We start from the raw sequence: 26,889 nt of genomic DNA on the forward strand, positions 1-26,889 counted from the left end.
AGGCTATGCTGGTGGCTTCTCGTCTGGTGCTCAATGATGAGGCTGGACTCGCATCGAAGCAGTGCTCACGCCACGAAAGCGAGTCAAACATGCGTTCATCTCTAGCTGCCGTCCTTAGTACTCCCGCGACCGCCGTAGTGCGCGGAACCTCTATTGCTATCCGCCTGACCGACGAGGCCACAGCGCCACGAGCCGCCAGGCTGTCCCAGCGTCCCTTCAAAATAAGGGGAGGTTCGCCGTCTGTCGCTGAAGCCGCTGATCTTTGGACTGATCCTGACCGTCCAGTGCGGCGTCTATCCCGTGCGGAGATCGCGCGGCGCTGGCTGTTTCCCTGCTATGGAGCGCAAGCGAATGCGCGCGACGCTAGCCAGACCGCAGCGCACCGCGCATTCCTGCGTGACGCGGCCCGGACGGACTAGCTCAACACGCTCTGACGCGCCGGCCCCCTGCTGTCCGCCGATCTCCTCTTCGGGCAGGATGGGGTCGACGCGAAGGAGCACACATGACCGACATTCAGTTCGCCGCGCCGGCAGGCCCGATGCAAGGGCATCTTTTCCTTCCTTCGCAGGCGGACGGTGCCACCCCGTATCCCGGCGTCGTTGTGGTACACGACGCAATTGGGATGACTGATGACACGCTAGAGAGTTGCCAGCGGATAGCGGACAAAGGATATGTAGTCCTCGCGCCTGACCTGTATTCACGGGGCGGGAAGGCCAGGTGTGTGCCTCTTGTGATGAAGGACCTTCTGCTGCACCGGGGCCGCACTGTCGACGATCTGCTCGCCGCGCGGGAGCACCTCGTGGAGCGCGCCGACTGTACGGGGGCTGTGGGTATCATCGGGTTCTGTATGGGTGGTGGGTTCGCGATCCTTATGGCACCCAAGGGCTTTGATGCAAGCGCACCCTTCTATGGCGTGTTGCCGCGGCACCTCACCGAAGCGCTCGAAGGTTCGTGTCCCATGGTTGCCAGCTTCGGCGGCCGTGATCCGCTCCTTATCGGTGGTGAAAAGAAGCTTGTGCGCGCGCTGGAAAAGAACGGTGTCGAGCATGACGTTAAGACGTACCCGAAAGTGGGGCATAGCTTCGCCAATAAGATTGATCTTGGTCCCGCAACGCCGCTGCTCAGGGTGACGGGGTTCGCCTACAACGACGCTGCGACCGAAGATGCGTGGCACCGCGTGTTCGCCTTCTTCGGCGAGCACCTGAAGGTGTGACGGTGTGCGTTAGTTCCCGGTCAGCTGATTGATGCCCTCAACGATTGCCACGGAGATGCCCCCAACCGGGACGGGCCCTTCGTTGCCGGTGTAGACCTGGTCTCCTGGGACGTCGCACCACCACGACAGCGTGTGGATGCCCGGTGTGATGAAGGGGATCTGTTGCGAAGCGGAACCGCCTGGTGGCACCGCCACGGCGGGCGGCAGCCCGAACCAGGAGAGCGGTGAGCCGAAGAAGTGCAAAATTGACCCGCATGTGGCTGTGGTCGCGCGGTCATTGTGGAAAGTCACTTCTGCCGTTGTCTCACCCGCGCTGCGGGCGTCCGCAGAAGGTGCTGCTGACGCGAGGGTGGGGGCAGCGAGCATCATCGGTGCGATCGCCGCCGCCGCGATTGCTGCCCGGGCTGCGGCCCTGGGCATGATCGTTTTCATTGTGGGTCTCCCTAGAACAGTCTTCCGACCTGGAGCGGATACTTCTTGATCTTAGATCTCCGCACATCCGTCGGACAGAGACTTAGGAGAGTTCGGCGGCAGCCGCAGCATGATGGGGTTCGACTGTGATTGCGCGCGGTTTGCGGCGCCTGCGGGGGAGCATCGAGACGAGATCGCCGACCGGACCCACCGCGCCGTTCACCGCGCCGAGTGCGTCCTGCAAAGCGCCTACGCTGCTAGCGAGCAGATCGAGGCTGGGTGCCAAACGGTCCAGACTGTCAGAGAGTGAGATCAACTGATCAAGCGTGCCGCCGCGCTTGATCATTCGCTCCACCGAGCTGTTATCTGACAGTAGGCTTTCGAGCAGGCCATTTTTCCGGAGAAGATTGTCGAGGGGGCCGTCGGACGCGGTCAGGCGATCGAGTGCGCCGTCCTTTTCAAGCAGGCGGTCGAGTAACCCGTCCTTCTCGATAAGTCTCTCGACGAGCCCCTCTTTCTCCAGCAACCGCTCAATCGGCCCCTCCTTCTCAAGGAGGCGATCAACAAGCCCGTCTCGTTCCAGAAGGCGCTCAAGAAGCCCGCCTCTCTCAGTGAGCCGGTCGAGCACGCCATCCCGTGCCATCAGTCGGTCAATGGGGCCTTCGGGGTCGAGAGCGCGGCCCAGCGCCCGGTCCGCTCCGGCGCTGTCTGAGACCCGCTGCAAGAGATCGAGAGGTCCGCGGGGATCGAATAATCTCACGACGTTGCCTGCTTCGTTGAGCACCCCGGAAGCGGTATCCGCAGCCAGCTCAAGAGCAGCCCCGGTCGCGGCGGCGCCAGCGCGCGCGGGGAGGGCCACAACAGCGAGCAGATTCATAGGGAAAGCCTATTTGCCCGGTACGACAACTTCTGTAGTAGAGGTCTCGGTGTGGGCAAAGTCATGGGCGTGCTCCGTGCAAGTGATATGCCGAAAGGTCGGTGATATGCCCAAGAGTCGGCGCATCATGCCGGAATCAAGGGAAGGAGCTTGTTTTAGCGACGTCTGGGCATACCTCAGACGCCGCAAGCACGCTTGCGCCATTCCGGCCCAGATCGCTAAGTGCCGGGGCGTCGCCAGCCGCGTTTCTAGTCTGGCACCCGTTCGCCAAAGCCGAGTTCGCGAAGCGTGGCCCGTAGTCTGTCCGCGGCGGCGTCAAGTTCGTCAGCATCCCCTGGTTTCGCCATCGACAGATCGAAACCCTCGATCGACCATGCCGGAAACACGTGCAGGTGCAGATGGGGTACCTCGATGCCCGCAATCAGCAGACCAGCACGCGGTGCGTCCCAGCCCTGTCGAACCGCCTGGCCGATCTTTTGGGCGACGTCGGTGCACTTGGTGAAAAGGGCCGGGTCGACCTCCTGCCACTGGTCCACCTCCTTGCGGGGCACCACGAGTGTGTGCCCGGGCGCAACCGGAGCAATCGTGAGGAAAGCGACGACGTCCTCGTCCTCCCAGACGAAACGACCGGGGATCTCCCCGGCGATGATCTTGCTGAAGATGGAAGCCATGGCACCGAGCATCCTTGAAAATGGAGTGATCCGCCAGCGTATACACACCAATTTCGCCACTGGATTCACCCAATGAGGAACCCGGGAGTCTCTTCTGCCGGAAGGACGCCGTAGGCTGTCGTACCGTGCGAGTTCTCGTTATCGGATCTGGTGCCCGTGAACATGCCCTGTTGCTTGCTTTGAGCCGCGACCCGGCAGTGACCGCGCTGATGTGCGCGCCCGGTAACGCGGGTACCGCTGCCGTAGCCGAGCAGCATGACGTCGACGCCGCCTCGACTGAAGCGGTTGTCGCCCTGGTCCGGGAACTCGAACCCGACCTGGTCGTGATTGGTCCCGAGGTTCCCCTCGTGCTCGGGGTCGCCGATGCTGTCCGGAAAGTCGGCGTGCCGTGTTTCGGGCCGTCTGCCGCTGCCGCGCAGATCGAGGGTTCTAAAGCATTCGCGAAAGACGTCATGGCTGCGGCGGGTGTGCGCACCGCGCATGCCGAGATCGTGGACACTCCGGCGAATCTCGATGCGGCACTGGATCGGTTCGGCCCGACGTGGGTCGTCAAGGACGATCGCCTTGCTGGCGGCAAGGGTGTCGTCGTCAGCGCGGACCGGCTAGTGGCACGGGATCACGCAGCTGAGCTGCTGGAGAAAGGTCATCCAGTACTACTGGAATCCTTCCTTGACGGCCCAGAGGTGTCGCTCTTCTGCTTGGTGGACGGCGAGGATGTCGTTCCCTTGCTGCCTGCGCAGGATCACAAACGCGTCGGTGACGACGACACAGGGCCCAACACAGGCGGAATGGGCGCGTACACGCCGCTGCCGTGGCTGCCCGACGGAATGGTAAGCCAGATCGTCGACGAGGTCGTCAAGCCGGTCGCGCGGGAAATGGTCGAGCGAGGCTGTCCGTTCAGCGGGTTGCTCTATGCCGGTCTCGCGATCGGCAAGGAAGGGCCCGCGGTGGTCGAGTTCAATTGTCGCTTCGGGGACCCGGAAACTCAGTGTGTCCTCGAAATGCTCGAGACTCCGCTCGCGGGCCATCTGCTCGCCACCGCCACCGGGACGCTCGCCGAGGCGGGTCCGCTGACGTGGAAGGACGGCAGTGCCGTCACGGTTGTGATCGCTGCCGAGAACTACCCTGGACCACCCCGGACGGGTGATGTCATCGCTGGGTCTGACGCTCCGGGCGTTCTGCACGCCGGAACGGCCCGGCGCGACGATGGGGAGCTCGTGTCGGCCGGGGGGCGGGTGCTCAGTGTCGTCGGTTACGGAGCTGATCTTGCGACTGCCCGCGAAGACGCCTACTCGAAGGTGAACCAGATTCATCTACCGGGGAGCCACCACCGCACCGACATCGGCCTGGGTGCGGCCGAGGGCCGTATCTCGATCCCGTCCTGACGCCCCCGAAACGCGTTACGGTCGAAGGGTGCGTATCTCAGACCGCTCCGCGATCGCGCCCTTCTACGTCATGGACGTGTGGAAGGCCGCGGCTGATCGACAGCGCATCCACGGTGATGTCCTGGCTCTTGCTGCGGGACAGCCGTCGACTCCGGCGCCACAACCTGTCGTTGCGGCTGCGCAGAAAGCGATAGTTGAGCAGGTACTCGGCTACACCGAGTCGACGGGGATTCTTCCACTGAAGGAAACGATCGCTGACTATTACGGACGCCGTGAAGGCGTCGACGTCGACCCGTCCGAAGTCGTCATCACGACCGGGTCGTCCGGAGCCTTCACGATCTTGTTCCTTGCTGCATTCGATGTAGGGGACACGGTCGTCATGGCGCGGCCGGGTTACCCGGCGTACCGGAATGTTCTTCAAGCGCTTGGCTGCCGAGTTCACGAGCTTGCTTGCGGTCCCGACGAGCGTTTCCAGCCAACCCTCGCGATGCTCGAGGAACTGCCTGTACCTCCAGCAGGACTAATTATCGCCAGCCCAGCGAACCCAACTGGGACGATTATTGATCCAGCGGAATTCGCGGCGATCGCCCGGTGGTGCGCCGAGCACGGAGTTCTGCTGATTTCGGACGAGATTTACCACGGCATCAGTTTCGGTGACCTCTCGCAATTGTGCGCCTGGCAAGCGTCGCGGGAAGCCGCCGTTGTCGGCTCGGTCTCCAAATACTTTTCGATGACGGGCTGGCGACTGGGGTGGATGCTCGTCCCCTCGCGCTATCGCGATGCGGTAAATCGGCTCGCGTCCAACCTGACGGTGTGTCCGCCCGCAGTTTCGCAGTACGCGGCGATGGCTGCTTTTTGCGACGAGTCGCTCACCGAACTGGACGGGCACGTGCAGCGATACCGGCGCAACCGTGACATTCTGCTCGAGGGGCTCGGAGAGCAGGCAATTTCGAAGTTCGCGCCTGCTGATGGAGCCTTCTATCTCTACGCGGACGTTTCGCATTTGACCTCAGACTCGACCGCTTGGTGCGCGCGGGTGCTCGCGGAAACTGGCGTTGCAATGGCGCCAGGCATTGATTTCGATACCTCGAATGGGAACCGGACAATTCGACTTTGTTTTGCGGGGGCGACGGCAACAATGCATGAGGCGCTCGAAAGGTTGGCGCCAATGCTCCGGGACTTTTAGCGAATTGATACTGAAGTACCAGAAAATCATCGGTGGGGCTGACAAGATTACGCAGTGACATCCACGCGTAAAGGAGAGCGCCGCCGGCAAGCGCTAATAGCAGCGGCAGCGGAACTCATGCGCGAGGGTGGGTTGGAGGCGGTGCGGCACCGGGGTGTTGCGCAGCGTGCCGGTCTGCCGCTGGCATCGACGACCTATTATTTCTCCTCCCTCGATGACCTGGTTGTGAGCGCGGCCGAGTTTGAGGCGGCTGACGCGATGAATCGCGTCGACGAGCTGGTCGCCGGTGTGCCGAAGCGGGCCCGATCGATACACACATTGGTAGATTTGCTCGTTGACGTTTTGGTTGGCCGCGGAGTTGGCTCAGACGCGCTGGCATCGCGGTACGAGCAGAACCTTGCGATTGCGCGGCATCCTGAGCTTCGCGAGATTCAGGTCCGGATGCGCGCCCACACGATCGCGGCGATCAGCGAGATTCTCGCCAGAAGCGGACGGCCTGTGCGCGAATCTCGCGCGCGAGCCCTGGAAGCGATGGTGGCGGGTGCCGTCCTGAGCGCGGTTCTCGATGAGCCGCCCGACCTCGCTGGCACGGTACGGTCGCTGCTGTGCGACGTGATCGATCAGCTGGCGCCGCCGGGCTGACGTTGTCGGCTGGATGTCTTGTTTGTCTTGGATTTGGAGCCTGGCTAGCTGGTTCGAAAATGGCGCAGCATCTCGAGAAGATCTCTGGGCAGTGGGAAGCCGGGCACTTCCTCCGCGGTTGTGGGCGCAGATTTTATCCGGTCTATCTCGTCATGCAGCCGCTCCATCTTGATGTCGAGCCGACTCGCGGCTTCGGCCGCCTCGGTCAACTCTCGTAGCAATGCTTCTGGTATCTCGCGTTCATACTTGTAGTAGATCTTGTGTTCGAGCGCCGCCCAGAAGTCCATTGCGATGGTGCGTATTTGCAGCTCGACGCAGGCAGGCTGGACGCGGTCGCTGAGGAACACCGGAATTTCCACCAGCAAGTGCAGGCTTTTGTAGCCGTTCGGTTTGGGATTGGCGATGTAGTCCTTGGTCTCCAGGACGGTGACGTCGGCCTGCCCACCCAGCATTTCGGCGATGCGGTAGGTATCCGATATGAAGCTGCAGCTGATGCGGACCCCAGCGATGTCCAGGATGTTCTCGCGGATCGCGTCGATCTTCAGCGGGATGCCGCGGCGTGCCGCCTTCTGAAGGATGCTGGCGGGCGTTTTGAGCCGGGACGACACGTGTTCGATCGGACTGTACTGATGGATGTGCGTGAACTCATCCTTGAGTATGTTGATCTTGGTTACGATTTCCGCGAGACCGAACTGGTACGTCATCATGAATCGGGTGAATTGCGACCGGATCTCCGCGAGTTCGGCAAGCGCTTCGCTGTTCCGGCCATTCTCGGGACTCGCGTCGGCTGTGGTCGCTTGGTTCGGGGCCCCGTCGCTCATGCCTCCCGAGTCTGCCATCTTTCGCCCGAACTAGACTGCACAAGCGTGACCGCTGACAACACCGCTCAGGCTGCCCCGCGCGTGCCGAACGTTCTTGCAACCCGATATTCCAGCCGCGAAATGGCGCACCTCTGGTCCCCACAAAACAAGATCGTTCTTGAGCGGGAGTTGTGGCTGGCGGTCCTGCGTGCCCAGCGTGACCTCGGCATTGAAGTTCCCGAAGGGGTCATCGAAGACTATGAGCGAGTCATCAGCACCGTTGATCTGAACTCGATCGCCGCGCGTGAGCGCGTCACTCGCCACGATGTGAAAGCTCGCATCGAGGAGTTCAGCGCCCTCGCTGGGCATGAACACATTCACAAGGGCATGACCAGCCGTGACCTGACCGAGAATGTGGAACAACTCCAGATTCGGCGCGCGCTCGAACTCGTCCACGAACGTGGAGTGGCCGTGGCGGTGCGGCTCACGGAACGTGCAACCCAGTATTCGGGCCTGGTCATGGCCGGTCGCAGTCATAACGTCGCAGCTCAGGCGACCACGCTGGGAAAGCGGTTCGCGTCAGCAGCCGAAGAAGTGCTTGTTGCGCTCACCAGAATCCGGGAGTTGATCGACCGGTATCCGCTGCGCGGAATCAAAGGCCCCATGGGGACCGCGCAGGACATGCTGGATCTCCTCGGCGGCGACGAGGAGAAGCTCGCTCAGCTCGAGGTGCAAATCGCCGGGCACCTCGGCTTCGCCAACGTGTTCACCAGCGTTGGACAGGTGTATCCGCGCTCGCTGGATCACGACGTGGTGTCCGCACTCGTGCAGCTTGCTGCGGGGCCGTCGTCCTTCGCGCACACGATCCGCCTCATGGCGGGTCATGAGCTCGTCACGGAGGGTTTTCAGCCGGGGCAGGTGGGGTCGTCTGCGATGCCGCACAAGATGAATACCCGGTCATGCGAGCGCGTCAACGGCCTGCAGGTAGTGCTGCGGGGCTATGCGTCGATGGCCGCGGAGCTTGCTGGCGCACAGTGGAACGAAGGTGACGTCTTCTGCTCCGTGGTGCGCCGGGTCGCGCTGCCCGACGCGTTCTTCGCGATCGATGGCCTGTTTGAGACATTCCTGACGGTGCTTGGCGAGTTCGGTGCATATCCGGCGGTCATTGAGCGGGAACTTGAGCGCTACCTGCCGTTCCTGGCAACGACCAAGGTGCTGATGGCGGCAGTCCGTGCGGGTGTGGGCCGCGAGACGGCGCATGAAGTGATCAAAGAGCATGCGGTGGCCGTAGCACTGGCAATGCGGGAGCAAGGCGCTGGACAGGACCTGCTTGACCGGCTCGCGGCTGACGAGCGACTGCCCCTGGATCGGGGTGCGCTCGACAATGCGCTTGCGGACAAAGCAGCGTTCGCCGGAAGTGCGCAGGCGCAGGTCGCCCGCGTCGTCGAGGCCGTCGAGGCGCTCGCAAAGCAGCACCCGGAAGCAGCCGCGTACGCTCCGGCTCCCATCTTGTAATGCCACGGCGGGAGTTCATTAGGGCCTGAACCCGAGGAGAAGTCGACGCCAACTCGCAGTCATTGCGGCAAACTGACGCGGAGGTTGCGGTTGCCAACTAGGGTTCGAGTACCTGTACATCCTTTGAGGAGGCACAATGCCCACGCGCCGTTCGGTTGTGACAAGCGGTTCCTTCGTTGGAGTCGCAGTTTTTGTTCTGTGTGCTCCGCCAGCATTTGCTAGCAACGTCGGGCCCACCGGGCAGCTAGAGGTGTATGCAGTTTCAGACGCTCCCTGCGAGGTGACCTTCTCGACGGTGAACAGGACGAATGGGCGTTACGTCGTAGATTTTCGAGTAGATGATGAACCTGCCAATAGTCAGGGCTACTGGAACACGAGCGTGGCAACGGCCATTCCTGTGGGGCAAACGCAGTGGACACAGAATGGTGGAGTCCCATTTACCACTAACAATGAACCAGCTGAGTCGAGCCGAACAGAGAACCTCGAAGACCGCGGGTTCGAAGCGAAGCCTCCCACTGAGACGTACAAGGTCGACTACCGCCTGTTCCTTGGGCCTGAAGCGGACCATCGCGTGGGCTGGAATACCATCTACGTCCAGGGGTGCGATGTGCCTGACGAACCCGACGGTAACAATGGCTCAATAGCCGACTTTGGTTCTGACTTAGGTTTGGACTTCGGTTCGGGATCTCTCGGCTCAATCGACCTGCTGGGATTCCTCGTTTCGTCAGGAGGCTAGGGAGTTCAGTATTCAGCCGCGTACGCTCCGGCTCCCATACTCTAAGACGTCATGAGGGCGTGCATCTTTTGTGACATCGTGGCAGGACGCGCGGAGGCGAGTCGCGTCTATGAGGACGACAAGGTGCTCGCTTTCATGGATATTCGGCCGATGACACGCGGTCACCTGCTCGTCATCCCGAAAACGCATGCCACGAACCTCGCTGAACTGGATCCCGAGCTCGCTGGGCCGATTTTCGCGACTGCCCAGCGGCTCGCCGCCGCGGTGCGGCGCTCACCTTTGCAGCCTGAGGGAGTCAATCTGTTTCTCGCGGATGGGGCCGCCGCAGGCCAGGAAGTTTTCCATGTGCACCTGCATGTGCTCCCGCGGCTAGTGGGGGATGGCTTCGGTTTGCGCGGCTCGTTCAGCTGGCCGCACCGCATGGCGCTGGATGCGCAGGCCGTACAGATTCGAGCCGCGCTTGTGACGTGAGGTTTTTCACGCCGAGGGAGGGGTTGCGCCTTCCGCTTGAGGAAACTCCGCGGCGCTCGCGCAACACCGTTGACCTCGTAATTCCCGGATGCACTCTTCCGTACCAATCGATGTCCCAAAATGCGCAATGCAGCGCCATCGGCACCCTATTCGGCCGCTTCACCAACTAGGGTGTACGCCGTGCGTCCTACTTTGGCTGATTACACACACCTCATGTCCGGCAAGGTCCGAGACCTCTACGACATCGATGAGCACAACCTGCTCATGGTCGCTAGCGACCGGATCTCAGCGTACGACCATGTTCTGGAAACCCCGATTCCAGATAAGGGACGCGTGCTCACAGCGATGAGCGTGTATTTCTTCAGTGAACTCGGTATTCCACATCACCTAGCTGCTTCACCGGATGATGAGCGTATCCCCGAGGAAGTCCTCGGGCGAGCACTTATTGTCCGCAAACTGGACATGATCCCGTTCGAATGCGTTGCCCGCGGTTACCTCACTGGCTCAGCGCTCAAGGACTATCGCGAAACCGGCACGGTATGCGGCATCAGACTTCCCGAAGGCCTGACTGAGGCAAGCAAGCTCGAAGAAGCGGTATTCACTCCGGCGACCAAGGCCGATATCGGTGATCACGACGAGAACATTCCATTCAGCGCCGTGGTGGACCGCCTTGGTGAGGAGTTTGCCCACAAGGTCCGTGAGGAGACACTCGACATCTATCTGCGTGCTTCATCGCTGACGGAAGCGCGTGGGCTGCTCCTCGCCGATACGAAATTCGAGTTCGGTCTAGACGCTGCTGGCAACCTGATCCTCGCCGACGAGGTGCTTACCCCGGACTCCTCCCGTTTCTGGACGGTGGGAGACTATGAACCGGGCAAACCGCAGCCGAGCTTCGACAAGCAATTCGTCCGCGATTGGCTGACAAGTAGCGAATCGGGCTGGGATCGTGCCTCCGACAGTCCGCCGCCGCCGTTGCCGGAGGACGTCGTCGACGCCACCCGCAAGCGGTATATCGAGGCGTACGAGCGAATCTCTGGCCTGCAGTTCGATGAGTGGCTGGGCGAGTCCGCGTGGCATAACGCATGAGCACTGACCGACTCACCGTTACGGCCGAGGCAGCCCCGCCCGTAGCGAAGAAGGTTCCGCACGAACGCGTCCACCATGGTGATCTCGTCGTCGACAATTTCGAGTGGCTGCGCGACAAAACAGACCCGGAGGTCATTGCGCACCTCGAGGCTGAAAATGCCTACACGGAGGCGCGCACCGCTCACCTCGCGGAGATGCGGCAGACGATCTTCTCAGAGATCAAGAGCCGCACACTGGAGACAGACTTGTCTGTGCCGGTGCGGCGGGGGGAGTGGTGGTACTACGGCCGCACCATCGAGGGCCAGCAGTACGGCCTGAACTGCCGGTGTGCGGTGCAGTCGCTGGACGACTGGGAACCGCCAGTACTCGAGCCCGGCACCGACGTCCCTGGAGAGCAGATCCTCCTCGACGCGAATGTCGCAGCTGAGGGCCACGACTTCTTCTCGCTGGGCAGCTTCGCCGTCACGGAGGACGGCAACCTGCTCGCCTACGCCGTTGACACCACAGGAGACGAGCGGTACCTGCTGCGTATCAAGGACTTGCGCACGGGCGAGATGCTCGGTGACGAAATCCCCAACACCTTCCCGGGCGCCTTGTGGGATCCGAGCGGAGAGTTTCTCTACTATCAGACGGTCGACGAAGCGTGGCGTCCAGACACTGTGTGGCGCCATACGCTCGGCACCTCTGCGAGCGATGATGTGGTGATCTTCCGTGAGGAGGATGAACGCTACTGGGTGGGCATGGGGCTGACACGCAGCCGGAAATACCTCGTAATCGAGGTGGGCTCGAAGATCACGAGTGAAGCCCGCGTGCTCGACGCTTCCGACCCGACAGGTGAATTCTCGGTCGTCTTGCCACGACGCGAAGGCGTCGAATATGGGATCGACCATGTCGTGGTCGGCGGTGAGGATCGCTTCCTGATCCTGCATAACGACGGCGCCGAGAACTTCGAACTCTGCGAAGCGCCCGTTGCCAGCCCTGAACGCCAGCGCGTTCTCATCGAACACCGTGACCAGGTTCGCCTCGAAGGTGTTGAGGTCTTTCGTGACCATCTCGTCGTCGCATACCGGCGCGATGCGATCTCCCGGCTTGCTATCTGGCCGATCGGGGCCGACGGATACGGTGAACTCAGCGAGATCGATTTCGGTGAGGAGCTGTATACGGCGGGCACGGCTGCCAACCCGGAATGGTCGTCACCGTACTTGCGGCTGGTCTTTACCTCCTTCATCACACCGGGCCGGGTGTTCGATTACGACTTCGCGAGCGGTGCCCTGCACCTGCGCAAGGAACAGCCCGTTCTGGGTGGCTATTCGGCTGACGAGTACGAGCAGCACCGTGACTGGGCGGTGGCCGAAGACGGGACGCGTATCCCGATCTCGGTGATTCGGCGCAAGGACGTCAGCACCCCCGCACCAAGTTTGCTTTACGGCTATGGCTCCTACGAATCCAGTGTCGACCCGACATTTTCGGTATCGCGTCTTTCGCTGCTCGATCGCGGCATGGTGTTCGTCGTAGCGCACATTCGCGGTGGCGGTGAGATGGGGCGCCGATGGTACGAGGACGGTAAAACGCTCGCCAAGAAGAACACGTTCACCGACTTCATTGCGTGTGCGCGTCATCTTCGCGAGTCGGGCCTGGCATCGATCGTCATCGCTGATGGTGGCAGCGCGGGCGGCTTGCTGATGGGAGCGGTGGCCAACATGGCGCCGGAGCAGTTCGACGCGATCCTCGCGAATGTGCCGTTCGTGGATCCGCTTACGTCGATTCTCGACCCGTCCTTGCCGCTGACTGTGATCGAGTGGGACGAGTGGGGCAACCCTCTGGAAGACAAGTCGGTCTACGACTATATGAAGTCGTACTCGCCCTATGAAAACGTCGAGGCCCGGAACTACCCGCCGATCCTTGCGATCACCAGCATCAACGACACGCGCGTCCTGTATGTCGAACCGGCGAAGTGGGTGGCAAGGCTGCGGGACGCGGGCGCCCACGACGTACTGCTGAAAACCGAAATGAGTGCTGGTCACGGCGGAGTCAGTGGACGCTACGAAAAGTGGAAGGAAGTCGCGTTCGAGTACGCCTGGGTACTCGACCGGGCAGGGCTGATCGGGCAGGGCTGCTCTGATCCGCGCTAAGTTGGTGGGCATGCCAACTACGACGCTGCAGAACATTCCGCTCACGACTCTTAACGGTGCCCCGGCCAGTCTTGCTGACTTTGGTGGCCGGGCACTCCTCATCGTCAACGTTGCCTCACGCTGCGGGCTGACCCCCCAGTACCGGGAACTCGAGAAGCTTGCGACCGAGTACGCGGACCGTGGCCTGACCGTGATTGGCCTACCGTGCAACCAGTTCGGCGGGCAGGAGCCTGGCACGGCGGACGAGATCGCCACGTTCTGTTCGACGACCTATGGCGTGACCTTCCCCATGATGGAGAAGGTCGAGGTTAACGGCAGCGGAAGGCATCCCTTGTACGCCGAGCTCACCCAAACACCTGATGATGCTGGAGAAGCCGGTGACGTTCAGTGGAATTTCGAGAAGTTCCTCGTGGCTCCTGACGGCACGACGGTGCGCCGGTTCCGTCCGCGCACCTCACCTGACGCGCCGGAAGTAATCGAGGCGATCGAGGGGATTTTGCCGAACTGAACGTTTACAACGTTCTCGTCCGCGAAACCCTCAGTAAAGGACCTGTACACCCGCGTATGTGACGGTGTGGAGTATGAACGCTGAACTGCTGGTTTCGATATCCGGGATCCGTGATACGACCGTCGAACTGGCAGACGGATTCGCGGCGGAACTCGACAAGCGGGGGATCCCCGTATCCCTCCTCGTGGCACCGCGGCTGAAGGGCAAGTATCGGCTTGTGCGGGACGAGGCCACGCAGGAGTGGCTTCGTGCCCGGCATGCGCGTGGTGACGCCATCCTGCTGCACGGTTATGACCAGGCGGCCACGAAGAAGCGCCGCGCTGAGTTCGCCGCGCTGCCAGCGCACGAGGCGATGCTCCGCCTGATCGCAGCCGATCGGGTAATGGAAGAGGCCGGTCTGCGAACGCGGCTTTTCGCGCCGCCACGCTGGATTGCCTCCGAAGGGGCACTGCTGATGCTGCCCCGCGTGGGTTTCCGGCTCTGCGCGGACCTGACGTCCATCCGGGACCTGGAACGAGGGACGTCCGTTCGCGCCCGCGTCCTCGGTGTGGGCGAAGGTTTCCTGGCTGAACCCTGGTGGTGCCGGGCGCTGGTCATGAGTGCTGAGCGTGTCGCGCGGCGCAATGGCACCGTCCGGCTTGCCATCAAGGCGAACCACCTTGAACGGACCGGGCCACGCCAGGCCTTCCTCGATGCGATCGATCTCAGCCAGCACCACGGCGCACGCCCTGCGACATACCGGTGGCCCTACGATCGGCAACAATCCACCGCAGCGTAATCGCATGAACTAGCGTCAGGTGCTATGGGTGAGCGCGCGGATGTGATCGTTGTTGGTGCTGGACTCGCTGGTCTCGTGGCGACGGCCGAACTGGTGGAGCGGGGCCGGAAGGTCCTGCTGCTTGATCAGGAAGGGCCACAGAACCTTGGTGGGCAAGCATTCTGGTCGTTCGGCGGGCTTTTCCTCGTCGATTCACCGCATCAGCGTCGCGTAGGCATTCACGATTCGTACGACCTCGCGCTCAGCGACTGGATGGCGACGGCCGGGTTCGATCGTGAACGCGAAGACTACTGGCCACGCAAATGGGCCGAGGCGTACGTCGGTTTCGCCGCCGGCGAGAAATACCACTGGCTGGCAGACCGTGGCCTCAAGATCTTCCCCGTTGTCGGCTGGGCTGAACGCGGAGGCTACTACGCAGACGGACCGGGGAACTCGGTGCCTCGCTTCCACATCACATGGGGGACTGGCCCTGCACTAGTCGACATGTTTGCCTCGCGCGTGCGGGCCGCGGCGACTCGCGGGTTCGTGTCGTTCGCCCATCGGCATCGCGTGGACAAACTGGTGACGACAGCAGGTGCGGTTACCGGGGTGCGCGGGACTGTTCTGGAACCGTCGGATGAGCCGCGCGGCGTCCAGTCGTCCCGGACGGCTGTGGGGGAGTTTGAATTCTCGGCACAGGCCGTCATTGTCACGAGCGGCGGGATCGGCGGGAATGCCGAATTGATCCGGAAGAACTGGCCGCAGCGGCTTGGCGAGCCGCCAGCGCAGATGCTCTCCGGCGTGCCTGCGCATGTCGATGGCCGCATGCTGCAGATTGCGGAAACGGCTGGCGCGAGCCTGGTCAATCGCGACCGAATGTGGCATTACACCGAAGGCATCACGAACTTCGACCCCATCTGGCCTCACCATGGAATCCGGATCTTGCCGGGACCGTCGTCGCTGTGGCTCGATGCGACGGGACAGCGCCTCCCACCACCGCTTTTTCCCGGATTCGACACGCTAGGAACACTTGCGCACATCACGAAGACCGGACATAGCTATACCTGGTTTGTTCTCAACCAGCGCATCATCGAGAAGGAATTCGGGCTGTCCGGTTCGGAGCAGAATCCGGACCTCACCGGGCGCAGCGTGCGAAAGGTGATGGAGCGGGTGCGTCCCGGAGCGCCAAGCCCTGTCGAGGCGTTCAAGCAGCAAGGCGTCGATTTCATCGTCCGGCACAACGTCGAGGATCTTGTTGACGCGATGAACGACCTGACCGGCGACGCACTGCTCGATCCAGTGGAGATACGCCGGGTCATCGAGGCGCGCGATCGTGACGTGCGGAATCCGTTTGGAAAAGATATGCAGATCATGGCGATTCGTTCCGCGCGCGGTTACAAACCGGACAAGCTGTCACGGGTCGTTGCTCCGCATGCGCTGCTTGACCCGGACGCCGGCCCGCTTATTGCCGTCCGGTTGCACTTGCTGACACGGAAGACCTTGGGTGGTCTCGAAACCAACCTGGATTCACAGGTAATAACACCTGGTGGAGACCCATTCCCCGGACTGTTCGCCGCAGGTGAGGTCGCTGGATTCGGCGGGGGAGGAGTGCACGGCTATCGCGCGCTCGAGGGCAGTTTTCTCGGCGGCTGCATCTTCTCCGGCCGGGCGGCGGGCCGTGCCGCAGCGGCGGCTGTGATTTGATCTCGTCGGCTGACAGTGGCACCCCGAAAATCAAGATCAGGGTGTGCCCCGATAGCGCGGTCACGGCCGCATTGGAATGATGGGCCCTATGGTCGAATCGACAACCCCTGCAAATGACGGGATCGCCGCGCGCGCCGCGAACCTCTCGAAGATATACGGCACCGGGAATACCCAGGTGAGGGCGCTCGACGAGGTCGACGTTGAGTTCCGTCGCGCTGAGTTCACTGCCATCATGGGCCCCTCAGGTTCTGGGAAGTCAACACTGATGCACTGCCTTGCTGGCCTGGATTCGGCGTCGTCAGGGTCGGTCGATATCGGTGGCACGGAGTTGACAGCGTTGAGCGACAAGCAGATGACGCAGCTGCGGCGGGACCGCATCGGCTTCGTGTTCCAGGCCTTCAACCTCGTTCCCACCCTCACAGCACTCGAAAACATCACCCTGCCGCTCGACATTGCCGGACGTGCGCCGAACGAGGAGTGGCTGAACACGGTTGTGGACCGGCTCGGTCTCGAGGACAGGCTCGACCACCGGCCGAGCGAACTGTCGGGCGGGCAGCAGCAGCGGGTCGCGTGTGCGCGGGCTCTCGTCGGGCAGCCCGAGATCGTTTTCGGTGACGAGCCCACCGGTAACCTTGACTCCCGGTCGGGGAATGAAGTTCTCAATATCCTGCGCGCTGCCGTCGACGAGTTCGGGCAGACCGTCGTCATCGTTACGCACGATCCCAAAGCCGCGAGTTTCGCGGATCGCGTGGTCTTCCTGTCCGACGGCAAGATCGTCGACGAACTTCGCAACCCCGACGCAGATTCCATCATGGATAAGATGAAGACCCTGGAGAAGATCTGATGGCGGTGTCGCTGAAGCCGTCAGGCGCGCCCATGCGCAAAGTGTCCACACGCAATCTCATGGCGCACAAGCTCCGCTTGTTCCTGACCGTTCTCGCCGTGGTTCTCGGAACAGCGTTTGTGACGGGCTCGTTCGTGTTCACGGACACGCTGAAGAAGACTTTCGATGAAATCTTCTCTGGCGACACCATCGGTGTTGATGTGCGAGTGACACCAGCGCAGGAGGGGTCGCTAGGCATACCGATCGAGGAAGCGGACCGGCTCGCCGATCTGCCTAATGTCCGTGCTTCGGTGCAGGCCGCGAGTGGGCAGGTCATCCTCATCAAGGACGGCTCCGCGGTTCAGACGGGTGGCGCACCGAGCATTGGGCAAACCTACCTGCCTCCGAACAGCGGCATCGGCCAGCCGATCGAGATCGTGGAGGGCACCGTTCCGGAGCAGGCTGGTGACATTATCGTCAACCAGTCAGGCGCGGAGCGCGGCGATATCGCCGTGGGCGATGCACTAGAGGTTCTCGTCCCCAATGTGGGGTCGTTCGACGTGACCGTTACGGGCACCTATTCGCTGCCGGTGGACGTTGGCGGCTTCGTCGGCGTGCAGTTCACGGCCGAGCAGGCTCGTGAACTGTTCACCGACGGCGAGCATGTGTCAAGGCTGGACTTGGCAGCCGTGGACGGTGTGAGCCAGGAACAGTTGCGTGACGAAGTTGCCGCTGCAGTCCCCGACGGCTACACGGTCGAGACCGGCGAGGAGGCCCGTGCGCAGCAGCAGAGCGAGCTCGAGGAAAACCTCTCCTTCATCAACTACTTCCTCCTTGCATTCGGTGCCATCGCCTTGGTGGTGGGCACCTTCATCATCTACAACACGTTCGCGATGATCGTCGCGCAGCGGCTGCGGGAGATGGCGCTGCTGAGAGCTATTGGCGCAAGTCGAAGGCAGATCAGCCGTTCAGTGATTTTCGAAGCGCTGATCGTTGGTGTGATTGGCAGCGCAATTGGCCTGGGATGTGGTGTCGCGCTGGCATACACGCTGCGCGTCGTGATGGACGCATTCGATCTGGGGCTGCCCAGTGGCACACTGGCGCTGGAGCCTCGCACCGTGATCGCGGCGTTCACCGTGGGCATCCTTGTCACGGTCCTCAGTGCATATGCACCCGCCCGGCGCGCGTCCCGAGTACCTCCCGTTGCGGCGATGCGCGAGGAGTTCAGCGGATCAGCCGAATCGGTTCGCACGCGCACGATAATTGGTGCCCTGCTGGGTGTGCCCGGTCTTGTCGCGCTGTTCTGGGGCATGCAGTACACCGGACAGCAAGGCGCCATAATCGTGGGACTCGGTGTTGGATTGTTGATTCTCGCCGTGCTGTTCGCGACCCCAGGCCTGGCGCAACCGGCGATCCGGCTGCTGGGTTTCACAGCCAAGCCGTTTGGCTCGATCGGCAAGCTCGCCCGGACAAACGCGGTGCGGAACCCACGCAGAACAGCAGCGACCGCCTTCGCTCTCACGCTGGGGCTAATGCTGGTGACGATGATCAGCGTTCTCGGTACCTCAGCCAAGGTCAGCATTGATGCGCTGATTGACCAGGGTATCGAGGCGGACTTCATCCTGAGCGGCCCCATGCAGACGGGTGTGCCTGCCGGTGTCACCCAGTCGGCGGAGCGGGCCGAAGGTGTCGAGCGGGCCGCCGCGGTCAACTTCGCTACCGCGCTGGTGGGCGAGGACGAAGAACGAATCGTTGGTGCCGGTGTGCTGGGCGGTGTTGGCGGAATTCTCTCCTTCGACATGGTCGAGGGCTCGGCCACGCTCGGCGACTCATCGATGCTCGTCGATGAGGCGACAGCTGAAAAATTTGGCTGGAGCCCAGGCGACGAAGTCGAGTTGACGAGGCCATCACGCGACGGGACGGTCAATGTGACCGTCGAGGGCATCTACACGGTCAATCAGCTCGTGGGCTCGATGGTGCTGTCCGATGGCGCGCTGAACTCGCTGATACCACGATTCGTCCAGGTGACGGCTGCGGTGATGGTCCGCGCGGACTCGGCGGCTGATCCCGGGACGGTCCGGACCGCGCTCGAGGATGCGACCGAGCAATTCGTGGTCGTGCAGGTCCAGGATCTGGAGGAGTACAAGAGCGCACAGTCCGCGCAGGTCGACATGATTCTCGCGTTGCTCTACGCGCTGCTCGCCCTCGCGGTGGTCATCGCGATTCTCGGCATCGTCAACACGCTGGCGCTGTCGGTGGTGGAACGAAAGCGGGAGATCGGCATGCTCCGCGCGGTCGGCATGTTCCGGCAGCAGGTCCGGCGCACCATCTACATCGAGTCGGCGCTCATCGCGGTGTTCGGTGCGGTGCTTGGTCTCTCGATGGGCTTATTGTTCGGCTGGGGATTCGTGCGGACCCTCCGGGATGAAGGCCTCACGATCGTTGCGGTGCCATGGGTGCAGGTGGTGGCGATGCTGGTCGGTTCGGCGATCGTCGGCGTGCTCGCGGCGCTATGGCCGGCCGGCCGGGCAGCCCGGACAAAGCCGCTGGAGGCGATCGCGGACATGTGAATGAAGTGGGCCAGATCGTGAAGGATTTACCCTTCTCAGGAGGGAATTTCCTTCACGATCCCCAAGGCCTAGATTTCCACCGCGTCTTCCGCGGGCAGAGTCCGGAATTCGGTGTCGTCGTGCGACATCTCCTTCAGCCGCCCGTAGTAGATGCCGAGCCCATTGTCCGAGAGAATGCCCTGGTGGATGGGTACCGCGACACGCGGTTGCACGGAGCGCAGAAAGTCGACAGCCTCGGAAATCTTCATCCACGGCGCCGCAGCGGGAATGGCGAGCACCTCCACTGGTTGCCACGGGACAAACAAAGAATCGCCCGGATGCAACAGCTGTCCAGGTGCCCCAGCGGTGCCGAGGATGTACGCGACATTGTCGATCACCGGAATGTCAGGGTGAATCACCGCGTGTCTGCCGCCGCCCACGGCTGCATCGACAGACCCCACAGTGAAATGTTCTCCCGGACGGACCGCTTGCCACGCGCCGCCGAGCTGACCTGCGGTCTGGGGATCTGCGTACAGCGCGGCCTGCGGGTTCGCTTCGACGAGTGACGGCAGGCGGGTGACGTCAGCATGATCGGGGTGCTGGTGTGTCACAAGGATGGCGTCGAGGCCGGTGATGCCTTCGAAGCCATGCGAAAAGTTGCCGGGGTCGAACAGAATGCGGGTTCCGTCCATCTCGGCAAGTAGGCAAGAGTGTCCGAAGTGGGTGAGGCGCATAGGGACAGTATGCGTCCGACGCTGGTTGCCTTGTAAGCTGTCCAAGCGAGTTTCTGCACCATTACTTTTAGGAGTGCCGGGTGGCCCGGGTTGTTGTCAGTGTGATGCCTAAGGCGGAAATTCTGGACCCCCAGGGCCAGGCGATCGTGCGGGCGCTTCCCCGCCTTGGATTCGACGGGGTAACCGAAGTACGTCAGGGTAAGCGTTTCGAGCTAGAGGTCGACGACGCGATCGACGACGCGACCCTCGCCAAGATCGCGGAGTCCTTCCTGGCCAACACGGTCATCGAGGAGTGGACCGTCACGCGTGTGGACGGTGGCGAGTGAGCGCACGGATCGGCGTCATCACTTTCCCGGGAACGCTTGACGATATTGACGCGGCGCGCGCGGTCCGCATTGCGGGTGCTGAGGACGTGGCCCTCTGGCATGCCGATGCCGACCTGAAGAATGTCGACGCGATCGTTGTTCCCGGTGGCTTCTCCTATGGTGACTACCTGCGTGCGGGGGCCATCGCGCGGTTTGCCCCGGTGATGGGTGAGGTGATTCGAGCTGCTGAGCAGGGCATGCCTGTGCTGGGCATTTGCAACGGCTTCCAGATCTTGTGCGAGTCGGGTCTCCTGCCCGGTGCCTTGACGCGTAACGAGGGGCTGCATTTCATCTGCCGTGACGAATGGTTGCGTGTCGAGAACAACGCGACAGCCTGGACAACCCGGTACGAGCAGGGCGCTGAGATCCTGATTCCGCTCAAGTCCGGTGAAGGCCGGTTCCAAGCTTCCGATGAGGTGCTCGACGAACTCGAGGGTGAAGGACGCGTGGTCTTCCGGTACGCCGGGGGAAACCCGAACGGATCGCAACGCGGCATCGCCGGAATTTCATCGCCGAACGGACGGGTCGTCGGCCTCATGCCGCACCCGGAGCACGCAACGGAACCGCTGACGGGGCCTAGCGATGACGGTCTCGGGTTGTTCCTATCGGTGCTAGACGGTGTGCTCACGGCCGGATAAAGCGGTCAGTGAACCATCGCGGGTTCTGCGGGATTTCGGCCAGTCTCCGTGGCGGCAGCCTGCCTGGGCAGGCGCCGTGCGGCGACAACTGCGCCGACAAGGAGCGCCATAGCTGCCCAGAAGTGACCGTTCTGCACCGTGAACGTCGCCAGGTTCGGTCCGGTGTCGGCTGCGACAAGTTTGTACGGTCCCACAAGGTAGACGAGAGTGGCCGCCCCAGTTAACAGCCGCCACTTCGCGTAGCGGGGCGCGACGAGCATGGGTACGAGCATGAGGACGTACACCCAGTGGTGCGAAACGGCGAAGGGCGCGGCACCGAGGGATGCGAGCGCTACCAGGCCGAATGCGACGTAGTGGTCACCGGCACGGGTGAAACGATATGCCGCCCAGGTCGCAGCGGCGATGATCGCCAGCGCACCGAAAACCCAGAGAATATCTTCGAGGCCGTCATCAAGCCCGAGTCGCGCGAGCACCCCAGTTAAGGCCTGGTTGGGGCGGTAGTCGTGTCCGCCCGCCCGGTCGGTACGGAAGAACTCTTCAGTCCAGTAGAAGACCGATGCCTGCGGGGCGACGAGGAACCCGACGATGATGGTGCCGATTCCCGTAGCGATAGCTTGGAAGAGCGATCGGTAGTCGCGGCGGAGAAGGAAAACGAGCCCGAATGCCGCGGGGGTGACTTTGATAGCGGCGGCGATGCCCGTTGCGATGCCCCGATAGCGGCGCGGGATGACACCTGCACAGTCGGCGACAACAAGAGCCATCAAAGTGACGTTGATTTGCCCGAAGAAGAAGGACGTCCGGATCGGCTCTAGCAACAACGCCAGACCCAGTATTGCTGTTGCGATGAACCGCACGTTGCGGGCAACACCCGCCCTGCGCAGCAGTGCCGTGAGAATCCACCATACGAGTCCGATATTCGCGGCAGTCCACAGTAATTCGAGGGCGCTGAGAGGGAGTGCGGCCATGGGCGCGAACAACATGGCGGCAAAGGGAGCGTAAATAAATCGCAAACCGTGCGGGCGTTCGAACTCATTATTGTAGAGCGGCGTTCCGTCGACGAAGGCCTGGCCCGCTGCCTGAAAGACCGCGAGGTCAATGGGGCTTGTCTCCAGGGTTCGCTTAAACAGGTAGGCGATTGCGCCAACTGTGATAACAAGGCCCACTATGGACACAAAACGGACAGTGCGCGCGCTTAATCCAGGCGTGGCTTCGGTGTCACGGAGCTGCATTAAAGTAATCGTCCTCGCTGCCGAAATGCTTTACTGACAGAAATGCCGCCTTGACTTAAGTGCTCACGATACCAATCGGCTGAAACATTGTCATGTGTCCGTAATCACACAGGGGTCCACATAGCGCTGTCGTATGCGTACCGTTGATCGAAGTTCAACAGCGGGAGGAGTGGGCAGTGACGGCGCCAGCAGCAGCACGAGATTCTCGTGTTGAGTGGGTTGACGTGGCAAAAGGCGCCTGTATTGCCCTGGTTGTCCTTTTTCATGCGACGAACTTCTGGATCACCCGAGGTTACGGCTCGCAAGCGTGGGTCGAATTCAATCAATTTCTTGAGCCAGTTCGTATGCCGCTATTTTTTCTTGCGGCAGGGCTTTTCGCGGGCAAAGCCCTTCAACGAAGCTGGAATTTCGTCCTCCGCAACCGCGTCGCGCTGATGTTCTACTTGTATCTCCTGTGGCTCCTGCTGAGGTACGGATATTTCACCCTGGTTCCGGGTGCGAGTCTCACGGGGGAAGAATCGTCCCCGTTGAATATCCTGGTAGGTCTGGTCGTGCCGCACAACGGCCTGTGGTTCGTGTACGCCCTGGGGCTGTATTTCGCTGGCGCGAAACTCATTCAGCGCTTTGATCCCCGTTACCAGGTGGCTGCGGCAGTTGTCCTCGCGATTATCGTGCGCTCACTCGCTGACGTCGTGGAGTTTTCGTGGACGTGGGAAAACATGGCCGGCTATTTCATGTTCTTCGTGCTCGGACTGCACGCTAAGGAACTCTTGTTTGCGCTGGCCGCACGGACATCGCTGCCAACGGTTCTCATCGCTGGCGCCGCCTATGCCGGTGCCGTGCATTTCGCGCGCGAGACAGGACTTGGCGAGTATGCAATCACCGCGATCGTAATCACCCTGCTTGGATTGGCGGTAGGCGTGCTCGCTGCAGCGCGGCTGAGATGGGGGCCCGGTGTCCGCGCCTTGTCCCGGCTCGGCGCATTGACGCTGCCTGTGTACCTGATGCACGAAATCGTGATGGGCACGTTGGCGTATGGGCTCATCTCACAGGGCGTTCTCCCCACACCCGAGGTCGTTCGCGGGTTCGGGCCGGCGGCCATCGCCGCTACCGGAATCGTCGGCGCGCTGCTAGTGCACCGTCTCCTGGTCGGTGGCGGACTGAAATGGCTGTTCAGCCTGCCCGCGTCCATGCAATTCATTCCCGCTGAGAGCGCGCGACCGGCGACACCCGCTGCGGTGGGCGCTCGCTGACACGAGGCCGTACTGTGCCGGTGAGCGCGAGGGTGAACACGAGAATCGCGAGAACTGGGGCTGCGAGGGTGAGCCAAGGCAGGTCCCATGGCGCGGCAAGTGCTGTTCCAGCGACCAGGGTTATGCCCAGCGCCCAGGGAAAGATGGCGCCGAGGACGGACGGGCCGAGCTTCGGTTCGCGAACGACCCACACCGAGGTGACGTGAACGAGAGCGGCGGCCGCAGCAACCAGGACGGACACGGTCGGCACCTCGACGCTGAGAATCATCACGATCAGACAGTGGATGGTGATGACGGATGCGACACCACCAGATCGCCGGTGCAGCCCGACCGGAGTAATGACAAAGGCCAGCGCGGCCGCGACCGCGGTGACGGATGGTGCGGCGAGGAGTGCTTCGTTGCCATTCGCGGTGATACCGAGCAACAGCGCAACTGCCGCAGCCCAGCCTGAAAGTAGTACCAGCGCGGCGCGCAGGAGCAGTCCGCTCATACCCGCCGCCGCGGCCGCATCGGACGCCTCGCGAGCAGCCGGAACGCGTGTTCGAGTCCCATGTCCGCCTGCTCTGCGTGCCGCCACTCGAGCACGTCGATCCCGATCGTCCTCAAGTCGCGGGCCTGGTTGCGCCGTTCAACTCGCCACATGCGCTCGCTGATGTCGTCGAGTGTCTCGGAGAAGGGCGGAACCTCCCCGAGGACATCGACGAGCACCACGGCGTGCCCATGCCTGCGCAGGTCGATCATCGCGAGTGAAAATTGCGTTTCCAGCAACGGTGAGAAGCCGATGACGATTGCTCCTCGCGGCACGGCATCGACGGGGGCGAGTGTGCCGCGAATCAAGTGGTGGTCGTCGCCCGCAGCGAGGACAGCATCGAGTATCCGGTAGAACTGCCTGCGACCCAATTCGGCGCCGAGCCAACGTGCTCGCGAGCCCAGTGCGATGACGCCCGCCCGGTCACCGCGCTGCAACGCAGCCTGCGTGACCTGCGCGGCACCACGAACGGCGCGATCAAGGCTGTCGCTGGCCGGCCCCGGGGCATGTGGATAGGTGTCAATGATCGCGACAACATCTGCCGCACGGTCGGTGAAACGCTCGGTGATATGGAGGCGGCCCGTCCTGGCGCTGACCTTCCAATTGATGGTGTGGAGCGGATCGCCCGCAAGGTAGGTGCGCGTGTCGGCGTATTCCACGCCCGAACCGTGCCGGCGCGTGAGATGGGTGCCGATCCGGTCTGGGAGCCGGGTGCGCGGGATTGGGGTCTGATACGGCGGCGCGAGAGGATAAGCGTGGATCCGAGCGGCAGTCACTGCCGCTTTCGCGGAGAGAAGGCCGCCAAGCGCCGTCGCATCAACCTCGACCTGTACGGGGTAGTTTCCCCAGCGAGTGGCAGACGCATCGAACGTGCCGTCTTTGCGCAGCTGCCCGAGATCGAGCCCCGGCGCAGCGACTGGTTTTAGCGTGTAGATCGCGGCCCCGCCGGCCAGGGTTCCATAGCACGACAAGGTGGTCGATTCATTTTCAAACGTGCGGCTGAGGGCTGGTTCAGCCGCGATGGTGGCCGAGGCCGGAGGTTGCCAGCGGGTGCGCTGAGCTGCCCACGCGCCGGCGCTCAGCGCCCCTAAGAAGGGCGAGGCGAAGAGAACAAGCTGCGGATCGTGCGCGATAAGAGCGGCGATAAGGGCGCTGCCTGCGCACAGCGCCAGGAGGATGGCCAGGCGTGACGGCCGCCATTGCAATTCGGTGGTCACGCCGTATTCCCTGACTTGGTTCCGGCGTCGATCCGGGGCGCTGGCAGCCGATTGAGCAGTTCGCTCACGATCTGCGCTCCGCTTACGCGCCGCACCCACATTTCTGGGCGCAGAGTGATGCGGTGCGCGATCGTCGCTACCGCGAGTTCCTTCACGTCCTCCGGGGTGACGAAATCGCGGCCATGCAGGAGAGCATGTCCGCGGGCGAGTTGAACGAGATCGAGTTCGGCGCGGGGACTCGCCCCAACCTCGATCTGAGAATGGTGGCGCGTGGCATTCGCGATCGAGATGACATATTTCAGGACGTCCGGATGCACCACGACCTGTTCAAGCGATTCACGCATGTCCAACAGGTCGCTGGCGCTGAGGACCTGGCTCACCACGGCAGGTTTTGAGCCCCGATCGAGGCGCCGCTGCAGCATCGCTTGCTCATTTTCGGGATCGAGGTATCCCAGGCTCAGCCGCATCGAGAAGCGGTCCAGCTGGGCCTCGGGCAGCGGGTACGTTCCTTCGTATTCGATCGGGTTGTCGGTCGCTAAGACGATGAATGGGCTGGGCAGGGTGTGGGTCAGACCGTCGATGGTGATCTGGCCTTCGGCCATTGCTTCGAGCAGCGCGGACTGCGTTTTGGGCGGAGTGCGATTGATCTCGTCGGCGAGAAGGAGGTTGGTGAATGCCGGGCCTTCCCGGAACTCGAAAGCACCCGAACGCATGTCGTAGACGGTGGCGCCGAGCAAATCAGATGGCAGCAAATCAGGCGTGAACTGAATGCGGCTGAACTTGAGGCCGAACGCCGCGGCGAAGGACCGCGCGATAAGTGTTTTGCCGAGGCCGGGCAAGTCTTCAATCAGCACGTGGCCGCCCGCGAGCACGGCAAGCAGGATGTTCGTCAGCGCCTCGCGCTTACCGACAACGGCGTGTTCAATCTCCGCCAGAACGGCGTTGGCGCGCCGCGTTGTCTCGGTAGCGCTGGGATTGTGTGGCGGCTCGGAACCCATTAGGCGTGCTCCAATCGGGCGAGGATGTCGGCGAGGACAGTGCGGCCAGGCCCGGGATCATCGCGGTGCGCCCGGGAGGTTTGTGAGGCATCGACCCATTTCCACAGGACGGGGCCGAATAACAGTTCACCCGCCGCCTGGTATTGGGCGCGGTTGCCGCGCGCACGGACTTTGGTGACCTGCTCGAACTCTCGGGCAAGGACGGGCCGGAGGTGCAGGTCCCAGTCACCTCGGCTCCCATCGGCCCAGCTGATCGTGAACTCGGCGCGCGACCGCCAGCGATCGAGCAGTTCCTGCTGCGATTGTTCCGCACGGACCCCGCGCGGGTCTTCGGTGTCAGTGGGCGCCTCGATGGACCGGCGAGTGCGATACATCAAAAGTGCCAGGACGACAGCTACCGCGAAGCCCGTGACGGTGGCGAGCAGCGCGTATTCGCCCAGGGCGAGGAGCAGCACTTCTA

The 26,889-nt window shown here is 62.5% G+C and carries 28 protein-coding genes; 18 read left to right on the top strand and 10 right to left on the bottom strand.

Annotation, left to right across the window (positions count from 1 at the left end; translation table 11 throughout):
* Positions 1–11: 11 nt before the first annotated feature.
* Positions 12–419 carry a hypothetical protein gene (locus AS9A_RS23775; protein ID WP_148262390.1) on the top strand — a complete coding sequence of 136 codons (408 nt, stop codon included), beginning with the start codon at positions 12–14 and terminating at the stop codon, positions 417–419.
* Between the two features lie 83 nt (positions 420–502).
* The gene (locus AS9A_RS03250) at positions 503–1,213 is read left to right on the top strand and encodes a dienelactone hydrolase family protein (RefSeq protein WP_013805469.1); all 711 of its coding nucleotides are present in this window, start codon (positions 503–505) and stop codon (positions 1,211–1,213) included.
* A gap of 9 nt (positions 1,214–1,222) precedes the next feature.
* On the opposite strand, the gene AS9A_RS03255 is transcribed toward AS9A_RS03250, so the two are convergent.
* The 3 genes from AS9A_RS03255 to AS9A_RS03265 form a co-directional block, all read right to left on the bottom strand.
* A complete protein-coding gene (locus tag AS9A_RS03255; RefSeq protein ID WP_013805470.1) occupies positions 1,223–1,645 on the bottom strand; it encodes a hypothetical protein in 423 nt (140 codons plus the stop codon).
* An 82-nt stretch (positions 1,646–1,727) separates the two neighbouring features.
* Positions 1,728–2,501 carry a hypothetical protein gene (locus AS9A_RS03260; RefSeq protein WP_013805471.1) on the bottom strand — a complete coding sequence of 258 codons (774 nt, stop codon included), beginning with the start codon at positions 2,499–2,501 and terminating at the stop codon, positions 1,728–1,730.
* Positions 2,502–2,749: 248 nt separating this feature from the next.
* A complete protein-coding gene (locus AS9A_RS03265; protein ID WP_013805472.1) occupies positions 2,750–3,172 on the bottom strand; it encodes an HIT family protein in 423 nt (140 codons plus the stop codon).
* 125 nt (positions 3,173–3,297) lie between these two features.
* On the opposite strand from AS9A_RS03265, the gene purD reads away from it, so the two are divergent.
* The 3 genes from purD (at position 3,298) to AS9A_RS03280 (ending at position 6,385) form a co-directional block, all read left to right on the top strand.
* Positions 3,298–4,557 (top strand): phosphoribosylamine--glycine ligase, encoded by a 1,260-nt coding sequence (purD, locus tag AS9A_RS03270; protein WP_013805473.1) that lies wholly within the window; start codon positions 3,298–3,300, stop codon positions 4,555–4,557.
* A gap of 70 nt (positions 4,558–4,627) precedes the next feature.
* Positions 4,628–5,743, top strand: a complete 1,116-nt coding sequence (locus tag AS9A_RS03275) for a pyridoxal phosphate-dependent aminotransferase (RefSeq protein ID WP_407636567.1) — start codon at positions 4,628–4,630, stop codon at positions 5,741–5,743.
* A 54-nt stretch (positions 5,744–5,797) separates the two neighbouring features.
* Positions 5,798–6,385: a TetR/AcrR family transcriptional regulator gene (locus tag AS9A_RS03280; protein WP_041450827.1), complete on the top strand. Its 588-nt coding sequence runs from the start codon at positions 5,798–5,800 to the stop codon at positions 6,383–6,385.
* 44 nt (positions 6,386–6,429) lie between these two features.
* Here AS9A_RS03280 and AS9A_RS03285 read toward each other — a convergent pair whose 3' ends face one another.
* A complete protein-coding gene (locus tag AS9A_RS03285; RefSeq protein WP_237707922.1) occupies positions 6,430–7,092 on the bottom strand; it encodes a GTP pyrophosphokinase in 663 nt (220 codons plus the stop codon).
* A gap of 159 nt (positions 7,093–7,251) precedes the next feature.
* On the opposite strand from AS9A_RS03285, the gene purB reads away from it, so the two are divergent.
* The 10 genes from purB (at position 7,252) to AS9A_RS03335 (ending at position 19,487) form a co-directional block, all read left to right on the top strand.
* Positions 7,252–8,700, top strand: a complete 1,449-nt coding sequence (purB, locus tag AS9A_RS03290; protein ID WP_013805477.1) for an adenylosuccinate lyase — start codon at positions 7,252–7,254, stop codon at positions 8,698–8,700.
* 136 nt (positions 8,701–8,836) lie between these two features.
* Positions 8,837–9,436, top strand: a complete 600-nt coding sequence (locus AS9A_RS03295) for a hypothetical protein (protein WP_041450829.1) — start codon at positions 8,837–8,839, stop codon at positions 9,434–9,436.
* Between the two features lie 51 nt (positions 9,437–9,487).
* On the top strand, positions 9,488–9,907 hold the full coding sequence (locus tag AS9A_RS03300) for an HIT family protein (protein ID WP_041450830.1): 420 nt from the start codon (positions 9,488–9,490) through the stop codon (positions 9,905–9,907).
* A gap of 180 nt (positions 9,908–10,087) precedes the next feature.
* Positions 10,088–10,993, top strand: coding sequence for a phosphoribosylaminoimidazolesuccinocarboxamide synthase (locus AS9A_RS03305; protein WP_041450831.1), 906 nt, complete (start codon positions 10,088–10,090; stop codon positions 10,991–10,993).
* Positions 10,990–13,125 carry a S9 family peptidase gene (locus AS9A_RS03310; RefSeq protein WP_013805481.1) on the top strand — a complete coding sequence of 712 codons (2,136 nt, stop codon included), beginning with the start codon at positions 10,990–10,992 and terminating at the stop codon, positions 13,123–13,125. Before AS9A_RS03305 ends, AS9A_RS03310 begins: the two co-directional genes overlap by 4 nt.
* Before the next feature lie 10 nt (positions 13,126–13,135).
* Positions 13,136–13,633, top strand: a complete 498-nt coding sequence (locus AS9A_RS03315) for a glutathione peroxidase (protein ID WP_013805482.1) — start codon at positions 13,136–13,138, stop codon at positions 13,631–13,633.
* Positions 13,634–13,706: 73 nt separating this feature from the next.
* Positions 13,707–14,411 (top strand): DUF2334 domain-containing protein, encoded by a 705-nt coding sequence (locus tag AS9A_RS03320; RefSeq protein WP_041450832.1) that lies wholly within the window; start codon positions 13,707–13,709, stop codon positions 14,409–14,411.
* Positions 14,412–14,435: 24 nt separating this feature from the next.
* Positions 14,436–16,094, top strand: a complete 1,659-nt coding sequence (locus tag AS9A_RS03325; protein ID WP_013805484.1) for an FAD-binding dehydrogenase — start codon at positions 14,436–14,438, stop codon at positions 16,092–16,094.
* 88 nt (positions 16,095–16,182) lie between these two features.
* Positions 16,183–16,938 carry an ABC transporter ATP-binding protein gene (locus AS9A_RS03330; protein ID WP_013805485.1) on the top strand — a complete coding sequence of 252 codons (756 nt, stop codon included), beginning with the start codon at positions 16,183–16,185 and terminating at the stop codon, positions 16,936–16,938.
* A complete protein-coding gene (locus AS9A_RS03335) occupies positions 16,938–19,487 on the top strand; it encodes an ABC transporter permease (RefSeq protein ID WP_013805486.1) in 2,550 nt (849 codons plus the stop codon). The genes AS9A_RS03330 and AS9A_RS03335 overlap by 1 nt, the downstream gene beginning before the upstream one ends.
* A 68-nt stretch (positions 19,488–19,555) precedes the next feature.
* Here AS9A_RS03335 and AS9A_RS03340 read toward each other — a convergent pair whose 3' ends face one another.
* A complete protein-coding gene (locus AS9A_RS03340) occupies positions 19,556–20,200 on the bottom strand; it encodes an MBL fold metallo-hydrolase (protein ID WP_013805487.1) in 645 nt (214 codons plus the stop codon).
* A gap of 80 nt (positions 20,201–20,280) precedes the next feature.
* On the opposite strand from AS9A_RS03340, the gene purS reads away from it, so the two are divergent.
* Positions 20,281–20,526 (top strand): phosphoribosylformylglycinamidine synthase subunit PurS, encoded by a 246-nt coding sequence (gene purS / locus AS9A_RS03345; RefSeq protein WP_013805488.1) that lies wholly within the window; start codon positions 20,281–20,283, stop codon positions 20,524–20,526.
* Positions 20,523–21,203: a phosphoribosylformylglycinamidine synthase subunit PurQ gene (gene purQ, locus AS9A_RS03350; RefSeq protein ID WP_013805489.1), complete on the top strand. Its 681-nt coding sequence runs from the start codon at positions 20,523–20,525 to the stop codon at positions 21,201–21,203. Before purS ends, purQ begins: the two co-directional genes overlap by 4 nt.
* A gap of 5 nt (positions 21,204–21,208) precedes the next feature.
* On the opposite strand, the gene AS9A_RS03355 is transcribed toward purQ, so the two are convergent.
* The gene (locus AS9A_RS03355; protein WP_013805490.1) at positions 21,209–22,432 is read right to left on the bottom strand and encodes a glycosyltransferase 87 family protein; all 1,224 of its coding nucleotides are present in this window, start codon (positions 22,430–22,432) and stop codon (positions 21,209–21,211) included.
* 176 nt (positions 22,433–22,608) lie between these two features.
* Between AS9A_RS03355 and AS9A_RS03360 the strand changes: the two genes are divergently transcribed.
* Entirely contained in the window at positions 22,609–23,685 is a 1,077-nt protein-coding gene (locus AS9A_RS03360) for an acyltransferase family protein (RefSeq protein ID WP_013805491.1), read from the top strand.
* Here the strand turns inward: AS9A_RS03360 and AS9A_RS03365 are convergent.
* Genes AS9A_RS03365 through AS9A_RS03380 form a run of 4 tightly spaced genes read right to left on the bottom strand, consistent with a single transcriptional unit; the run spans position 23,630 to position 26,884 of the window.
* A complete protein-coding gene (locus tag AS9A_RS03365; RefSeq protein ID WP_041450834.1) occupies positions 23,630–24,175 on the bottom strand; it encodes a hypothetical protein in 546 nt (181 codons plus the stop codon). The genes AS9A_RS03360 and AS9A_RS03365 overlap by 56 nt on opposite strands.
* Positions 24,172–25,431 carry a DUF58 domain-containing protein gene (locus AS9A_RS03370; RefSeq protein WP_013805492.1) on the bottom strand — a complete coding sequence of 420 codons (1,260 nt, stop codon included), beginning with the start codon at positions 25,429–25,431 and terminating at the stop codon, positions 24,172–24,174. Before AS9A_RS03370 ends, AS9A_RS03365 begins: the two co-directional genes overlap by 4 nt.
* Complete coding sequence (locus tag AS9A_RS03375) at positions 25,428–26,429, bottom strand: AAA family ATPase (protein ID WP_013805493.1); 1,002 nt, start codon at positions 26,427–26,429, stop codon at positions 25,428–25,430. The genes AS9A_RS03370 and AS9A_RS03375 overlap by 4 nt, the downstream gene beginning before the upstream one ends.
* On the bottom strand, positions 26,429–26,884 hold the full coding sequence (locus AS9A_RS03380) for a hypothetical protein (RefSeq protein ID WP_013805494.1): 456 nt from the start codon (positions 26,882–26,884) through the stop codon (positions 26,429–26,431). The genes AS9A_RS03375 and AS9A_RS03380 overlap by 1 nt, the downstream gene beginning before the upstream one ends.
* Positions 26,885–26,889 lie beyond the last annotated feature (5 nt).

The sequence above is a fragment of the Hoyosella subflava DQS3-9A1 genome, from assembly GCF_000214175.1.
GTDB classification, from domain to species: Bacteria; Actinomycetota; Actinomycetes; order Mycobacteriales; family Mycobacteriaceae; genus Hoyosella; species Hoyosella subflava.